Source organism: Olivibacter sp. SDN3 (assembly GCF_014334135.1).
In the GTDB taxonomy this organism is placed as follows: Bacteria; Bacteroidota; Bacteroidia; order Sphingobacteriales; family Sphingobacteriaceae; genus Olivibacter.
This window is the reverse complement of sequence record NZ_CP060497.1, coordinates 5,700,705-5,716,391: the sequence shown is the minus strand read 5'-3', so window position 1 is coordinate 5,716,391 and position 15,687 is coordinate 5,700,705. Positions and strand designations below refer to the sequence as shown.

The 15,687-nt window shown below is 40.7% G+C and carries 18 protein-coding genes and 1 pseudogene; 9 read left to right on the top strand and 10 right to left on the bottom strand.

The genetic code is table 11. From position 1 onward, the window contains the following. Positions 1-11 precede the first annotated feature (11 nt). From H8S90_RS24085 to H8S90_RS24075, 3 genes are all read left to right on the top strand, one after another. Complete coding sequence (locus tag H8S90_RS24085) at positions 12-2,393, top strand: outer membrane beta-barrel family protein (RefSeq protein ID WP_187340311.1); 2,382 nt, start codon at positions 12-14, stop codon at positions 2,391-2,393. A gap of 262 nt (positions 2,394-2,655) precedes the next feature. Beyond that, the gene (locus H8S90_RS24080; protein ID WP_187340310.1) at positions 2,656-3,735 is read left to right on the top strand and encodes a linear amide C-N hydrolase; all 1,080 of its coding nucleotides are present in this window, start codon (positions 2,656-2,658) and stop codon (positions 3,733-3,735) included. A 104-nt stretch (positions 3,736-3,839) separates the two neighbouring features. Further along, entirely contained in the window at positions 3,840-4,034 is a 195-nt protein-coding gene (locus tag H8S90_RS24075) for a hypothetical protein (protein ID WP_187340309.1), read from the top strand. Positions 4,035-4,105: 71 nt separating this feature from the next. Here H8S90_RS24075 and H8S90_RS24070 read toward each other — a convergent pair whose 3' ends face one another. From H8S90_RS24070 to H8S90_RS26050, 8 genes and pseudogenes are all read right to left on the bottom strand, one after another. Then, positions 4,106-4,681, bottom strand: coding sequence for a hypothetical protein (locus H8S90_RS24070; RefSeq protein WP_187340308.1), 576 nt, complete (start codon positions 4,679-4,681; stop codon positions 4,106-4,108). 123 nt (positions 4,682-4,804) lie between these two features. Continuing rightward, positions 4,805-5,239 carry a hypothetical protein gene (locus H8S90_RS24065; protein WP_187340307.1) on the bottom strand — a complete coding sequence of 145 codons (435 nt, stop codon included), beginning with the start codon at positions 5,237-5,239 and terminating at the stop codon, positions 4,805-4,807. 194 nt (positions 5,240-5,433) lie between these two features. Beyond that, positions 5,434-5,808 carry a hypothetical protein gene (locus H8S90_RS24060; RefSeq protein WP_187340306.1) on the bottom strand — a complete coding sequence of 125 codons (375 nt, stop codon included), beginning with the start codon at positions 5,806-5,808 and terminating at the stop codon, positions 5,434-5,436. Between the two features lie 36 nt (positions 5,809-5,844). Further along, positions 5,845-6,081, bottom strand: a pseudogene (locus tag H8S90_RS26515) (relaxase/mobilization nuclease domain-containing protein); the annotation flags it as partial. Between the two features lie 337 nt (positions 6,082-6,418). Further along, positions 6,419-7,285, bottom strand: a complete 867-nt coding sequence (locus tag H8S90_RS24050) for an alpha/beta fold hydrolase (RefSeq protein WP_187340304.1) — start codon at positions 7,283-7,285, stop codon at positions 6,419-6,421. A gap of 269 nt (positions 7,286-7,554) precedes the next feature. Beyond that, on the bottom strand, positions 7,555-8,124 hold the full coding sequence (locus tag H8S90_RS24045; RefSeq protein WP_187340303.1) for a hypothetical protein: 570 nt from the start codon (positions 8,122-8,124) through the stop codon (positions 7,555-7,557). A gap of 137 nt (positions 8,125-8,261) precedes the next feature. Continuing rightward, complete coding sequence (locus H8S90_RS26055; RefSeq protein WP_222852182.1) at positions 8,262-8,486, bottom strand: hypothetical protein; 225 nt, start codon at positions 8,484-8,486, stop codon at positions 8,262-8,264. After that, on the bottom strand, positions 8,452-8,631 hold the full coding sequence (locus H8S90_RS26050) for an Arm DNA-binding domain-containing protein (RefSeq protein WP_222852181.1): 180 nt from the start codon (positions 8,629-8,631) through the stop codon (positions 8,452-8,454). The genes H8S90_RS26055 and H8S90_RS26050 overlap by 35 nt, the downstream gene beginning before the upstream one ends. A 102-nt stretch (positions 8,632-8,733) precedes the next feature. On the opposite strand from H8S90_RS26050, the gene H8S90_RS24035 reads away from it, so the two are divergent. From H8S90_RS24035 to H8S90_RS24010, 6 genes are all read left to right on the top strand, one after another. After that, complete coding sequence (locus H8S90_RS24035) at positions 8,734-9,066, top strand: helix-turn-helix transcriptional regulator (protein WP_187340302.1); 333 nt, start codon at positions 8,734-8,736, stop codon at positions 9,064-9,066. Positions 9,067-9,169: 103 nt separating this feature from the next. Continuing rightward, on the top strand, positions 9,170-9,502 hold the full coding sequence (locus tag H8S90_RS24030) for a helix-turn-helix transcriptional regulator (protein ID WP_187340301.1): 333 nt from the start codon (positions 9,170-9,172) through the stop codon (positions 9,500-9,502). A gap of 74 nt (positions 9,503-9,576) precedes the next feature. Next, positions 9,577-10,041 carry a DUF6428 family protein gene (locus H8S90_RS24025; protein ID WP_187340300.1) on the top strand — a complete coding sequence of 155 codons (465 nt, stop codon included), beginning with the start codon at positions 9,577-9,579 and terminating at the stop codon, positions 10,039-10,041. 19 nt (positions 10,042-10,060) lie between these two features. Further along, positions 10,061-10,675, top strand: coding sequence for a low molecular weight phosphatase family protein (locus tag H8S90_RS24020; protein ID WP_187340299.1), 615 nt, complete (start codon positions 10,061-10,063; stop codon positions 10,673-10,675). A 3-nt stretch (positions 10,676-10,678) separates the two neighbouring features. After that, positions 10,679-11,725 (top strand): ACR3 family arsenite efflux transporter, encoded by a 1,047-nt coding sequence (gene arsB, locus H8S90_RS24015; protein ID WP_187340298.1) that lies wholly within the window; start codon positions 10,679-10,681, stop codon positions 11,723-11,725. A gap of 931 nt (positions 11,726-12,656) precedes the next feature. Further along, complete coding sequence (locus H8S90_RS24010; protein WP_187340297.1) at positions 12,657-13,766, top strand: Fic family protein; 1,110 nt, start codon at positions 12,657-12,659, stop codon at positions 13,764-13,766. A gap of 344 nt (positions 13,767-14,110) precedes the next feature. On the opposite strand, the gene H8S90_RS24005 is transcribed toward H8S90_RS24010, so the two are convergent. After that, complete coding sequence (locus H8S90_RS24005; protein WP_187340296.1) at positions 14,111-14,827, bottom strand: CPBP family intramembrane glutamic endopeptidase; 717 nt, start codon at positions 14,825-14,827, stop codon at positions 14,111-14,113. Between the two features lie 368 nt (positions 14,828-15,195). Further along, positions 15,196-15,333: a hypothetical protein gene (locus tag H8S90_RS24000; protein WP_187340295.1), complete on the bottom strand. Its 138-nt coding sequence runs from the start codon at positions 15,331-15,333 to the stop codon at positions 15,196-15,198. Between the last annotated feature and the right edge of the window lie 354 nt (positions 15,334-15,687).

Here is a 15,687-nt window from a genome sequence, read left to right as displayed (position 1 = left end):
AATACCAGAGGATGAAATTTTTCTTACCTATTATTTTTCTTTTAACCAACCTTACTTTATTTGCTCAAACTAAACTGACTGGCGTAGTTGTTAGTGAAAGTGGAAAGCCAATTCCTTTTGCCGCTATCCAAATAAATTCATCTGATGGCCAAATACGAGATTCAACATTCAGTGATCAAAAAGGACAGTTTGAGTTCTCCATTAATAAAAATGTAACGCTTCTTTTTAAGACTAACGCTATGGGATATAAGGGAGAAACAAGGGAAATTGCATTTGATACAGATGAAAATACACCGCTTAAAATCACTTTGTACGCGGATGTTATCAATTTAGAAGAGGTGTCAATAACTTCGTCGAAAAATGTATTTGAGCAACAAGCTGATCGTTTGGTAGTTAATGTTAATCAAATCCCGTCCGCATCTGGACTTTCAACTTTCGAGCTTCTAAAAAGAATTCCCGGTCTTTTAGTTTCAGATGATAAGATAGAACTAGCAGGTACGGGAAGTGCAACTATTCTGATCAATGGCAGGGAGTCTAGATACAATGATGTCTCTCAAGCGTTGAAGGGACTGAATGCTGCCAATGTGGAAAAAGTGGAAGTTATCTCACACCCCGGAGCCAATTACGAAGCGGCTGGAGGAAGTATAATTAATATTGTAACGAAACGAAAGAAAACCGGTGGTTGGAGCGGAAGCCTAAATATGCTGGGAGGAACTGGTATCTATAATAAAAGAAGAGAGAAGGTGGATAGGAACTTTAATACGATTAGCCCTTCTATCAGTCTAAATTATAGTACCAATAAGGTAAGCTTGTATGGTTACTATAGTTATTTTTATAGTAATGTATTTGATCATAAAGAATTTGAGCGAACGATAGACTCCATTTTGTTTTATCAAAGTTCCTATACACCTTGGCATGCGAAGAACCACAATGTGATGTTTGGTGGGGATATTTATTTGACAAAAAGGAATACGCTTAGTGTCGGTGTCAGTACACTAAATAGGGCAATAAGCAGGGAAAGTAATAATTTAACGGATGAACTGTTCGCTAACAGCGGTGCCAAAATTAGCTCGTTCAGTAGTTTAATCGATTTGAATGAAAAGCAGCAAAATACTACCTTAACTGTTGGTTGGCAATTAGATGTAGATACAGTGGGAGGGAAATTATCTGCTGATGTTGAGTACTCAAAATTCAAAATTAATAGCATAGGCGAGTACGATAACTTTCTCGATATGGGCGAGAATTATGTTAATCATCAATCTATCAGAAACCCGGTTGAGCTCTTTGTTGCCAAAACAGACTTCAAAAGAAGCGTATTTACAGACTACTCTTTAGAATTAGGTGCAAAGACAAGTTATGCAAGTATAGATAACAGTCTGCGTTTTTTGAGAAATGGTGTGATAGACAGCGAGACGAGTACAGACTTTGCTTATAAAGAAAATATTAATGCGGCCTACCTGTCCCTTGAAAAACGTTTTAAATTCGCGGAAGTTAAGTTGGGAGTGCGTGCAGAACAAACCAGAGCGACAGGAGATGAAAAAGGGGAGGAAGTGTTAGATCGAGATTATTTGCAATTATTTCCTTCTTTATTTATTAAAAAAGATATCTCTAAGAAGTTTGGAACTGTATTTCAATACAGCAAACGCGTTAATCGACCGAGTTATCAGCAGCAAAATCCCTTTATACGATACATTGATTCGCTAACATATACTAAGGGAAATCCGCTATTGCAACCTGAGACGGCAAATCAATACAAACTTGCGCTGACATTTAGAAATCATCCGTTCTTTATTCTCTCCTACAATAACAGAAAAGATGTTATTTTTCAAAATGCACCCCAGCAAATTGGAAATATTACCTATACGATGCCGGATAATCTTGGAAGATACGAAAACTTTTCAGCACAGTTAAATTTACCGATTACGTTTATACCTAATACCGAAGGATACATCAGTAATCAAATCATGTCAAATAGATATCGGGCGCATTATTTAAACGGAATTTTTGATCAACAACAATGGAATGTTCTTTCTTTCCTACAGCTTGCTTATCGGTTCGATAGCAAATGGGTGTTTGAAGTATCTGGATATTATACAAGTAAATCCTTGAATGAATTTGCGTTAATTGAAAGTAGAGGTAGTTTAAATTTGAGTTTACAACGTACCGTATTGGGAGGAAAAGGAAAAATCAATTTAAATGCAAATGATATCCTTTATACCGACAAAACCAGAGCTAGAATTCATTACCAGGATATCGACATCAACTTGAGACAACGAATTGAAAGTAGAAATTTCAGACTTTCTTTTACCTATAATTTTGGTGGAAAGGATGGAAAAACACGTCGTAAAGAAGTGGAGAAATCGGAAGAATATAATCGTGTTAAAACTGACTAGTTATGAGTAAAAAGGAAGCTAAAAGACAGTTCCGGTCAGCCGTTGTCACTCAGCCGCTAATCGTGAAAGGATAACAGGCACGTGTTGCGAACATGGAATGATTGGGAGAAAAACAATGTAAAAGGCATGATTTTTGATCATAATTCGTTTATCCGATAGCTATAAAAACCAAGAGTAAAAATCGCAAATATTTTTGGGAAATAAACAATAGCTTTAAATAGCTATATATACTATGTATCAACCAAGGAAAGGAGGTAGTGTTATGCTTTTATTCACTAAAGGCAGCTTTCTACTGAAGGCAGTGGCATTGATAATGGTTTTTTCATTTGGTGCAAACCTTTTCGTGCCATTGGCCCTTGCTTGCACCCGTGTGATGTGGCTCACGGAAAACGGTCATGTGTATGTGGGACGAACACAAGACTGGACGGAAAGGGTTAATAGCAAATTCCGCAAATTCCCCCGCGGGATTTCCAGGGTAGGGGTGGTTGCGGAAAACCCAGCCAAATGGACATCCAAGTACGGCAGCTTTGCGATCACTGGCTATGATATCGGTACGCATGAGGGAGTAAACGAGAAAGGCCTCAGTACCCATCTACTCTTTCTTGCCGACGAGGCGTCAGATTATGGTAAACGTGACCCGTCTATTCCCGGCCTCAGCATAGAGTTATGGGCTCAGTATTACCTTGATAACTTTGCTACCGTGACCGAAGCTGTTCAAGACATCAGGCAAGGGAAACTACAGGTGGTGCCTATAATCTTTCCAAATGGTGCCCAGTCACGCTTGCACCTTTCGCTCGAAGACAAAACCGGCAATTCAGCCATTGTAGAATATATCAATGGCAAGCCCAAAGTTTATATGGACAAGAGCTATGCCGTAATGACTAATGAGCCGACCTATGATAAGCAGCTTGCCAACTTGAAAAATTATCGCAGCTTTGGCGGCAATAAGCCTTTACCCGGGGAGCGGACACCCATGGACCGTTTTGTGCGTGCATCCTATTACACGAAAGCATTACCGCAACCCGCCAATCCAGAGACAGCGGCTGCTTATATGTTTAGTGTGATACGTAATGCATCCGTCCCTTTTGGAGCAGGTGAACCCGACAAGCCAAACGTTGCCAATACCATTTTTCGTACGGTTATAGACCTGACCAACCAACGGTATTATTTTGAAAGCACGTATGCACCCAATGTTGTATGGGTTGATTTTAGCGAGCTGGATTACAGTGAAGGAAGCGATGAAGAAGAACTTGCCGTCGAGCAGGAAATTTTTTCGCTAAATGGCTCTGCCACCGACAGGGTAATACCTAAAAAGCCGTTCGTTTTCGGCGGGCAGATATAGTATTGTGGTCAAAAACGATAGACTGTTGGCAGTTGCCGTCAAAAGATTTCTTGATCTTGGCTACGATCGCTTGCATCATCGCGTCGCCTATCGCCTATTAGCTAATGCATAACTGGTTGCAACACTATGAGTATCGCACAGCAGTCGGTTGGCAGGTTTTTGTGGTTGCAGGCGCAGCAGCTTTGCTGATCACCATTCTGACTGTTAGCTTCCAAACCGTTAAGACTTCGTTAGCAAATCCTGTCGATAGTGTCTACGGAATGAATAGTGAGCGGGGATTCAGAGGCATATCAGAGTAGAATCTCTACTAGAAAGTAAAATAGGTAGAATAGTTGTACCGCAATAGGCAAGTTAAGATACTGTTTTTTTGTCAACACCTTGGTTTACGGGTCTTGCGAATTTTCTGTTGCTTCTGTTCTATATCCTTTTTCGTCTCAAAACCCGAAGAAAGTTCACTAATCCGTTGGATAGCAACTTCAAGCAGTCTATCGTTAAATTGAGAGTTAAACCAACCGATATTCGAATTCAATACGGCATGCTTTCCATTTTGGTAGTAGTAGGCAATAACCGGAGCTATTCCTTTTATGCCCGTATCCACGAATTTCACGCGGTCATAACGGTGCATATTGTCCTTTACACGCTTTATGCCCTCTTCATAATTGAAGATTATTTCGTCCGTCTCAATGAAATGCCCTCCCAATCTAACACGGGTATCCACACGTATCGCTGCCGTCTCCACATCATCCAATCCGAAATAGATAAGATTGGTTTCATATCCGGCTTTTTTGAACGTGTCGGTTATCTCTATGGCAAGGTCATTGGAGTAATTGCTTTCAAAGGCAAAATCCCTGCGTTGGGCGATGGCTTCATCTCTTTCGTTTTCCAAGCGGGTAGGCACGCCACCTTTTAGTTTTTCAGGGTCATAGTCCGGATACTTTTGTGACAACCCGGCTTATACCAAATCACCGTTGAAGATATGTGTGCCCTTAGGTATATGTTCATGGCCATAAGTTGACTTACCAGCCCCGTTCGGACCGGCAAGGATAAAAAACTGCGGTTTCATGGCTGATTATTTGGCTATGGAAAGCTTCGACCAATATCCCTTACCCGCAGGCAATAACGATCTCAATACCGAGTAGCTTCGTGTAGCTATATCGTATCTGACCAAATCTTCCGAGCCGTCGGGATTTGCCCTGATAAATTCCTTTGGGGCTTTAGCCCGTTCGTCACGGTAGAACATGGGAACACCCTTTGAAAAGGCTTCTCTATGGATTTCTGTGGTGAGCTTTGCCGCTTTCTCGTCGGTTTCGGCAACCGTTAGCTTATTGAGCATTAACTGGTCGAGCTTTCTTTTTTCATTATCCCTATCGGATTGCAGGCTATCGAAATAGTCAAAGAATTTGGAGCCTGTTTTTAGGCTTTCCTTTAATTCCATGATATCGTCCGCAGGGATAAGCACCCCCGACAAAGTTCCTTTTTCGTCCCTTATTTCTTTTAGTTTCATAACGCCTGTATTCATGCCTGTTACAAACCTAGCCAAACTTGCTTTCAAATGCAAGTTTGGCTATTTCTCATCTGCCGATGAAAAACTTGATGTTAGATGAAATTTAATCATTTTATATCTTATTTTAAATCTCTGTCTTTTTGCTCTTTCAACCGCTTCAATCTTTCGGTTGCCAACTCTGCCTGCTCTTTGGATTACCTTGCGGTCTCTTCAGCTTTGGTGATGGCAAGTAACCTTTCTTCTTCCTGCTTTACCCAAATTTTAAGTTCTTTGGGGCTTTTGTTGTAGATGGAATCAATATCCAATGATACCTTTGGATAAAATAACCTCACCATCCGGATTTTGGTATCGCTATCGTGCAGAGCGGAGTTTGACCGCCAAAGCTGAAAGCTGCCGAAAAGAGAAAGTACTGACACTAGTATCAATGCAGCACCCGTAATGATATACGGTCGCTGTCGTCCTGTAATGCGATGCTCCACATTGACCTTTATTCGCTGTGCCAATTCGCTTATCGTGTTTCCACGAGGTGGCTTTTGCCATGATGGATTTAAGGGCATCGTGTATGGCATAACGAAGTTTATCGTTGCCCCGAAGTGCCTGCCTGTTCACCTTTGCCCTTGCCAAGATGGTAACCATAACGCCCCGGTCATCTCCTTGCATACCTTTCGGCTCTTGTGCCAATGGTTGAAATTGCCTATCGTCTTTCCATGGTTGTCCACTCGGTTATAGACGAGATGCAGATGGGGATGTCTCTTGTCTTCATGCGGTGCAGTGATATATTGGGTGACCTTGATGCCCATCTTTTTCATGTATTCCCTTGAGTGTTCCGCCATCTTCTCTACGGTAAGTTTATCCCTGTCCTCGTTGCTCCGTTAAAAAACCTGTTACCATACGGATGGACACAAACGGTATATTTCCTACCGATTTGGATACAAAGGAATGGAGTAAAGCCGTTCAGAGGATGACCATCGTGGGCGTTTGGTCAAATTTGTATCTGGTTTTAATGGCTCTGTAGCTTCAGGAATGTATTGAATTTTCAGCCAGTATGCAATACAATTTGTCAACTAAGTATTGCTAAAGACAAAGTACTGAGCTTCGTATTCATTTCGTAAGAATTGTCTTCTATCTATATCCGCCGGTCGGATTAGTATCGAAATATTTTTTGCATACGTATATCTTTCATCCTCTTTTCATAAAATTTTCAATTAGAGTCAAAACCTCTTCAAAGTTCGTCTCCAAGGCCATATGTCCACCGTCCAAAATATGCGTTTGGACATTGGACAAATCCCTTTTATAACAATATGCTTCGGCCACATCAAAGTAAACATCATGTTTTCCCCAAATAATTAGTGTAGGTGGTTGATGTTCACGGAGATATTTCTGAAAATCTGGGAACAGTTCAAAATTTGTCGGATAGGTGAGATTTAACGTATATTGAATATCAAGGTTTCCAGGTCTGCTTAACCTTTCCCAATCTATTATCCAACTTTCAGGGCTTATGTTTTGGTGAAGTTTCTCGGGTACGCCTGCAAAATACTGTTCTTTTGTTCCCTCTTCACTTAAAAATGCATACACCTTTTCCTTTTTTTCGTCAGTTGGATTTTTCCAATATTCTTTGGTTTCTTCCCACTGTGGTCCATGACCTTCTAAATAATTGTTGCCATTTTGTACAATAATTGCCTCTATTTTATCGGGATTTTTTAAACAGATCCGCGCTCCAATGTAACTCCCATAATCATGGAGGTAAATCGTAAATGATTTTAGCTTTACAGCTTCGGTAAACTTGTCCATATATGAAGCAATATTTTCAAAAGAATATTCGAAATCTTTTGCTGGAGGAACATCACTGAACCCAAAAGCTGGGTAGTCAGGTGCAATGAGATGGTAATTGTCAGAAAGTGCGATCATTAAGTTTTTAAACATTAATGATGAAGTCGGAAATCCGTGTAATAGCAATAGAGATGGGTTTTTACTGTCGCCTGCTTCCCTATAAAAGATATTTACGCCATCTACCTTTATAGTCTTGTTATATATTTGTCTGTCCATGTTCTTTTTTAACTTAAATAGCTCCTTTCTAAATTTAACTCAAAAATACATACAACAGCTTTTTTTCCCAAGTTTTAACCTTGATTCTCTATGGGTAAAATCCTGAAAATCTTGCCCCTTTCCCTTATTGGACGGTATTTTGAATTTGGTTTTTCTTTATTGGAAGTAAACCTGCTTCTTATCGTCTCGATGCTGAGTCCTTTGTCTCCGTGCTGGAAATATTTACATATCATCTTTACCCATACGCTATCGGTCTATACACTCAAAAGTCATGTACTGTCTTTGTTCGGGATTCTGATTTCCGGAAATTGGTATATCAGGTCTATAAAAGCACTCAAATATCCGCTTGTTATTTTCACTTTATATTCACTTTCATATATCCTCAACTCTTCAAGCTCTTTTTTCTTTTTTGCAAGTTCCTTTTTCAGCGAAGCAATCTCTGTATCATAGCGTGTGATGGTAATATCCACGGGGTCACGGTATCCGTATGTGTTTATAGATATGAGATAGTCCCGGAATATGCGCAAGCATTTAAGATTGATGCGATTTTGGGCATGTTTACGAGAAAACGGTGATTCCTTTCGTATGTATTCAATATGGTCTGCCACGATTTCCCTTACGTGTTCATAAAACTCTGCTTCGGTATATTTTCCTGTACTAACGGCATGCTCCTTGTGATAAGGATAATATTGTTCCTGTTCTTCGTTACCTATTACGTACAGTCTGGTAAGAAAATGGTTGTCATCGTAGTAGTTCCAAAACCTGATAGGATTACCGATGTCGTAGCGGTGCTTTCTTCTACTGAATGGTCGGCGTATCTTGAAATAGGTATCTCGCATGGCAAATCACTTTTTAAAGAAAAAAGAGACAGTCCGTTGTACTGTCTCTAACAAATATACTGAATTGAAGCGTTTCGGAAAACAGCGGTCTTTTTCAGCTTCCCAATACCATACGCTCCCGTAGGTTCTGCATATCCTCACTTAACTTGTGCTCGACCACTTTGGCGTAAATCTGTGTGGTAAGGATGCTCGTGTTGTGCAGACCCCATTACCCGCCCACGGATGACCGCCCCTTCTACGGTACTTCCCGACAATACCAATGCTTGGTAGGCATCAATGATTTTTGCCTTGAAACGGGCAAGAAATCGGTTAAGTTTAGCAGTTTCCTCACGGCTTCCCTTTGCCAAGCCCTTTTTTTGCATCCCATCCCGAAACGGATATGGAACGTTTAACGGATATTTCCGTACGTTTGCCGTTCACCGTTACCCTTGCATAGATAGCGGCTGTTCCCTGTGCTGTTGTTTTCTGCTTTCTTGAGGTAAAAGATAACCCCGAATGTGCATTCATGCGTTGCCTTGTTTGCGTTTTGAAAGCCAAACCCTAAAACCGAGGGGTTTTTCTTACCCCGAAATCCCTATCACTATAGGTGATCACATACGAAAGAAGCGTATGGACTTAAAACTGCTCCAAAGGGATGTGGCGAGCATTTGTGACGTTACTGAGGACTGTATAACCCTTTGGGAGAAAAACCATTCTGTTCCTCAGATTAGGTATTTTCCAAGAATTATTAAATTTTTAGGCTATTGTCCAATTGAGTTTAACGAAGCAAACCTTTCAGGGAGATTAAAGGCTTACAGGTGGAGAAACGGATTTAGTAACAAGAGGCTTGGAGAAGTTCTTAATGTTGATGGCTCGACTATTCTCGCATGGAAAAACGAAACCAGCATTCCCAAAAAGGAACATTTAATGAAATTAGAAGCGTTGTTAAAAGGTGGAATATAAACAGGAACCATAGGAAAGGGAGGTGCGCCTAAAACAAAAAAAATAAAATGCACTTTGTTAGTTTAAATTATTATCGTAATATTGCGATTATAAAACATTAGATATGGGGCTTACCAGATCAGAAATATTTTCGGACGAACAGAATAAGCTGTCTTCACTATTTAAGGTTTTGGCGCATCCGGCAAGGATTGCCATTCTTCAATATATCATCAATCAGAAAGCATGCATCTGTAATGATCTGGTTGAGGAATTAGGTCTGGCACAGGCAACCATTTCGCAGCATTTAAAAGAACTAAAGAGTATCGGTATCATACAGGGAACTATTGAGGGGAAATCCGTTTGCTATTGCATTGATGACAATATATGGAAAGAAATTCAAGCTGAATTGAACTCTTTTTTCAATCAGGAAGTAAAGGTTACCAAGTGTTGTACGTAGTATTTTTTTAGTATTTAACATCGTTATATTGCAATATATAGTTTAATATGTTTATTTTTTTAAATTCAGTTATTATGAAACTATCAGAAATCAAAGGAGTCCTGCCAACATTGAATAATGTTGAATTTCAGTTAGAGAACGGATCAGCTGTTCCCGAACATTTCCATGTTACGGAAATAGGACAAATCACCAAACATTTTATTGATTGCGGTGGTGTAACCCGTACAGAGAAAACGGTAAACTTCCAATTGTGGGATGCCAACGACTATGAACACAGGTTAAAGCCCACCAAACTATTAAACATTATCAAGCTGTCCGAAGAAAAATTGGGCATTGAGGATGCCGAAATAGAGGTAGAATACCAAGGAGAAACGATTGGAAAATTTGACTTGGATTTTGACGGTAAGCATTTCATCCTAAAGAACAAACAGACGGCTTGCTTGGCAAGTGATGCCTGCGGTATTCCTGCGGAAAAACAAAAAGTAAAATTATCGGAACTGAACAGCACTCGCTGTACACCTAATTCGGGATGTTGCTAAACACTAAACACCAATCGTCATGTATAAGAATTTAGCCGAAACCATAAAGGGGATTATTGACGTCCGAACCGTAAGCGAGGAACGCAAAACGATACTGCAACCGCTGATAGATTATGTACAGCAGAAAGCACACAGCGGAGAGGATATAAACCTCAATTTCATCTGTACCCATAATTCACGCAGAAGCCACTTCGCACAGGTATGGGCGCAGGTCGCAAGTGCGTATTTCAATATCCCGAATATACATTGTTATTCGGGCGGTACGGAAGAAACAGCACTATTTCCGAAAGTGGCGGAAACATTGACTAATCAAGGCTTTAATATTTTCAAGATTGCGGAGACCGATAATCCTGTATATGCTATAAAATACAAGGATAATGCTTTGTCAATCATCGGGTTTTCTAAAAAATACGATAGTCCTTTCAACCCTGCATCGGCATTTGTCGCCATTATGACCTGTTCGCAGGCAGACGGCGGATGCCCGTTCATCGCCGGAGCGGAAAAGAGAATACCCATCACATTTGAAGACCCCAAGGTTTCGGACGGTTCACCCGAACAGGCACAGGTATATGCAGAAAGGAGTTTGCAGATAGCAACAGAGATGTTTTATGTTTTTTCAATGATTAAGAGTTAGCCGATGCAACCCAAACTAAAATTTCTTGACCGTTACCTTACCTTATGGATATTCCTTGCTATGGCGACAGGTGTAGGCTTGGGATATTTCTTTCCGAACATTTCCAATGCTACCGATGCCCTATCCGTAGGCACGACCAATATCCCTTTGGCGATAGGGCTTATATTGATGATGTACCCACCATTGGCTAAAGTGGACTATTCATTGTTGCCCAAAGCTCTTAAAGACACCAAAGTAATCGGTATATCCTTATTGCTGAATTGGGTTATCGGTACGGTACTGATGTTCGGTTTAGCCGTTCTGTTCTTACGGAACGAACCGGATTATATGACGGGTCTGATACTGATTGGCTTGGCGAGATGTATCGCAATGGTCATCGTATGGAGTGACTTGGCAAAAGGAAACAGGGAATACACGGCATTATTGGTGGCATTGAACAGTATCTTTCAGATAATAACCTACAGCTTCTTTGTTTGGCTATTCATCAACGTACTGCCGAACAAATTAGGCTTAGCCGATTTCAATGTAAGCGTATCCATGAAAGATGTAACCGAAAGTGTACTGATATACTTAGGTATTCCTTTCTTAGCAGGTTTTATAAGCCGTTATACACTCATAAAGTCAAAAGGTATAGAATGGTATAACCGCAAATTCGTTCCCAAAATATCACCCGTTACATTATACGCTTTACTGTTTACCATTGTGTTGATGTTTAGTCTGAAAGGCGATAAGATATTGGAACTGCCAATGGATGTGGTAAAAATAGCTGTACCGTTAGTTATCTATTTTGTGCTGATGTTTTTCGTGAGTTTCTTTGTCAACAAATCGTTGAATGTTCCTTACGACAAGAACGCATCCATCGCCTTTACAGCCACAGGGAATAATTTTGAGTTAGCAATAGCCGTGTCCATTGCTGTATTCGGTATTCATTCACCACAGGCATTTGTGGGCGTTATCGGCCCACTTGTAGAAGTGCCTATACTGATACTGTTGGTAAGAACGAGTCTTTGGTTAAAAAAAGTATGCTATACAACCAGATCGACTGTATAAAGTTGTATGCCACACAATGTGGATATGCTTTTCGGATGTTGAATAAGACCCATATTTAATGATCACATAATCATTGTGAACCTTTGATAGAGCGCTCTTTGAAGAATAAAAACTCATTCTTTTTTTATGCTGGCTGAATTGGCGGATTGGCAATGCTGTGTTTTCATCTATTTGTTTGTTTTTAACGGATAATGAGAGCTCACCCGACGATATCGAGTTCGGTTTCATATCAACTTACTTTAGTGGTTGCATACCCGTGTTTCGGTGCTATCTGCTTGGGTTTGATATGTAACAGGTGACTAACAATTAGAAACCGTGTGTCAAACGACCACAAAAAGTAACAAAACAAACAAGCGCAAAAGCTGATTTTTAGATATTTGAACCTATTTCGGTGACCCAAAATTAGGCAAAGAAAATGGGTAACCGAATAGGTCTCATTTTCTTTGGTTTTACTTGAACAAATTGGGGTAAGAAAAAAAGAAAAACCCCTCTAATCATACGATTAGAGGGGTTTTGACCGCCCTTGCTTTCGCAAGAGCTTCAATTTTACTGGTCGTCTTGTCGGGACAATTTTCGAACCATTTTTTGGAAGATTTGGTGAAATTGATGAATCAGGACACTTCATAAACACACTTATAATCAATTTTTTATGATAAAAAATTAAGAGCTTCTAATTTCAAAGCCAGAGAACAAAAAATAAAGGGTTCGAACTTTCATTCAAAAAACCTGCTCTCTTACGCGATATGATGTTCCAGCTTTTCTTTCCACGTTTTCCAGTCGGACATAAGGCTTTTTTGAAGATCAATTATAAAAAGATTGTGAAGTCCCAAGGAACAACGTTCATGAATAACCACATATTCAATATGGATATTTATGGGTATGTTTTTGGGTAAGCAGTTATTTATGGGTATATTTGGGTAATTTTATGGGTATGAATATAGCTTCGTTAAAAATCACACCAGAAATACTGGCCTTAATTGCAGAGATAGATGAGTTTAAAGGCGCATGGAAAGCACTCGGGCAGCTGGCGCCAGAGCAGCTCACATCGCTGAGGCGGGTTGCTACGATTGAAAGTATTGGATCGTCTACCCGCATTGAAGGCAGTAAACTCTCCGACCGTGAGGTAGAGGCGTTGTTGTCCAATCTTCACATCCATCAGTTCGAGCATCGGGATGAGCAGGAGGTAGCTGGATATGCCGAGGTGATGAATACTATTTTCGAACACTACCAAGAGATTCCACTTAATGAGAATTACATCCGTCAGCTTCATCGCGATTTACTGAAATTCAGTGATAAAGACACACGCCATCGTGGCGAATACAAAAAGCATAGCAATCAGGTGGAAGCTTTCGATTCAACCGGCAAAAGTGTAGGTGTTGTTTTTGTTACAGCCAGCCCTTTTGATACACCGTTGCGTATGCAGGATTTGGTAAAATGGACGCGTGAAACATTGGAGACAAAGTCGCTTCATCCCCTTTTGGTAAGTGCAATATTTATCGTTGAATTTCTGGCTATCCACCCGTTTCAGGATGGAAATGGTCGCCTTTCACGCGTTTTGACAACCTATCTTTTACTACATGCGGGGTATACGTATGTACCCTACAGTTCGCTTGAAGCCATCGTTGAATATAGCAAGGAGGCTTATTATCTTGCACTGCGCCAAACTCAAGGCACCTTACATGAAGACACCCCAGATTGGCAACCCTGGGTGTTGTTTTTCCTTAAGGCATTACGGCAACAAAAGCAGCGGCTGGAGACCAAGGTAACCCGCGAGCAATTATTGCTCGGGCAATTGCCTGCCTTATCCCTTCAAATTCTGGAATCTGTAAAATCACGTGGACAAGCGACTATCAGCGAGCTGGTAGTCTTTACTCAGGCTAATCGTAATACGGTGAAGAAATATTTGAAAAATCTGGTGCAGGCCCATCTCCTGACTAAGCATGGCATAGGTAAAGGAACCTATTACACATTCATTAACACACAAACAGCCCAAAAACAGGAAATAACTCAATCTGTTAGCACCCATAGAAAGTTAAGTTAGACTATTGAAAAATTATTCTCTGAATAACTTAATATCTTGCCACGATTTTTTTATAGCTAGCTGCAATTATGTTTTATTCTAATTATCGCGAACATGCTTAATAAATTTCAACTGCCACGTCTATCCAATGAAGATATTTTCGAGCAATTCGTTTGTGACCTGTATAATCTAGAATTTCCTGAAAGCAGCTTTCAACGTTTTGGGAAAAAGGGAAATAACCAAAATGGAATAGACATTATATCAACAAAAAGACGCATAGCCATACAATGCAAAAAAAAAGAAATACAACGGAATAACAAAGGAGTACTTTCTGAGTTAAAACAAGAAAGTATTCCGAACCACATTCACAATCGTTTCAAAAATCCTTTGTTCCAAAAGATATACAGGACTATCCAGCAAAGGCACATGAATATTATGGCGATGTAAGATCGCTCCGGCAAACGTATGTTGGTGAGTACGCTGAAACTAAAATGCAGGGCTACCGCAGTGGCTAAGCTCCCTGTCCTCTCGGTCACCTTGAGCACCAGAAAGCTGCCTATCATGAGCACCAAGACAAAGAGTACCTCCTTTATAGGCGAATAATACACATATATAAAAGATAGATGCCACAGATACCAGATAATACCTACAATGAGAGATTTGATGTAGTCATTCGCACGCACCACTTGCTGGATATAACCCCGCCAACCAAATTCCTCGCCAATGATATACAACAGCCACATGCCCGATACTTTGAGGGCAAATAGATGAGGGTCTATGGATTCCTTATTGGTCACTCCAAGATACACGACGGTGACGATGGGAATGAGCAGGAACACCACCGACTTGACAACCGAATTGCCCCAGAAACGGAGCGTCACACGGCTATTGCGGAACATGGCACCGCTGGCAATGGCGGCTATGAGGGGGCCAATACCGACAAGCATGTTCAGACCATAGTAGCCGCCATAAGGTAGCCGGAAAACGTCCAGCCATTGGGGAGTGAAATGCCTGAAAAGAAAGGATACCAATGTGGCGATTGAGAAATATACCAGTAGGTTTAGTCGAATTTTCTTTTCCATAACGCTGCGATTATGATTTCCATACTGTCTAAGACCATTAAACAAAGCCAAAAATAACCATAAAAAAGATGAAGCGGTGACATGCGCCCTAAAAAGTCCATGACTTGACCTAACAAGGCCTACCCAGCCCTAGGATCGGGCCGGAGAGGCGTCCTCTTACAGCGTGTAACGGTACCACCTGACCCGATGGGAAAAGGGGGATTACAAAACCTATCTGGAATGGAGAGAGGGCGAGATCGGAGACAAACGATAGATGCAGATATATAGGTGTCTAACCGTGTTTTGTACGTTTGCTTATGTAATATTAAAGAGTAACTAAAAACTAGATCTTCTTTGCAGACAGAAGTGAAGCTAAACAGCAAAATCTTTCAAAGAGGTGACATGGATGAAAGTATCATCATAGGTACGCCGTCCACCCATATACGTGCGTAGAGCGGTGCAGTACCTTTGCTGGCTTTGTCTTTCTTAAGAAAGAACTGAAAATTGAATGTGTGATGGCCTGTCATATCATTTGCCCATTTAAACAACTGAATTACAATTTATTACATCTATTTCGAGCACAATAATACGAGAAAAGGATAGGGCACGGAATAGGGCACAAAAACCTTAATATTCCTTGTATTATCTTGATATGATAAAAAAATGAAAAGCCCCTAAATGTGATATTTAGAGGCTTTTTGTAGGCTTTTGCTGCCTATGCTGTTGGGGTGGCAGGATTGGCTGCGACCCACAGCCCCGCACTCTCGGCTGCAGCCATCCAAAGGGGGCAGCTCAGCTAAATTGAAACTGGCACTACGTGCCTGTGACTTTTCTTGTTTTCTCGCTCGCCCAAACAAGTTTGGCATGCCGTAAAACAAGAA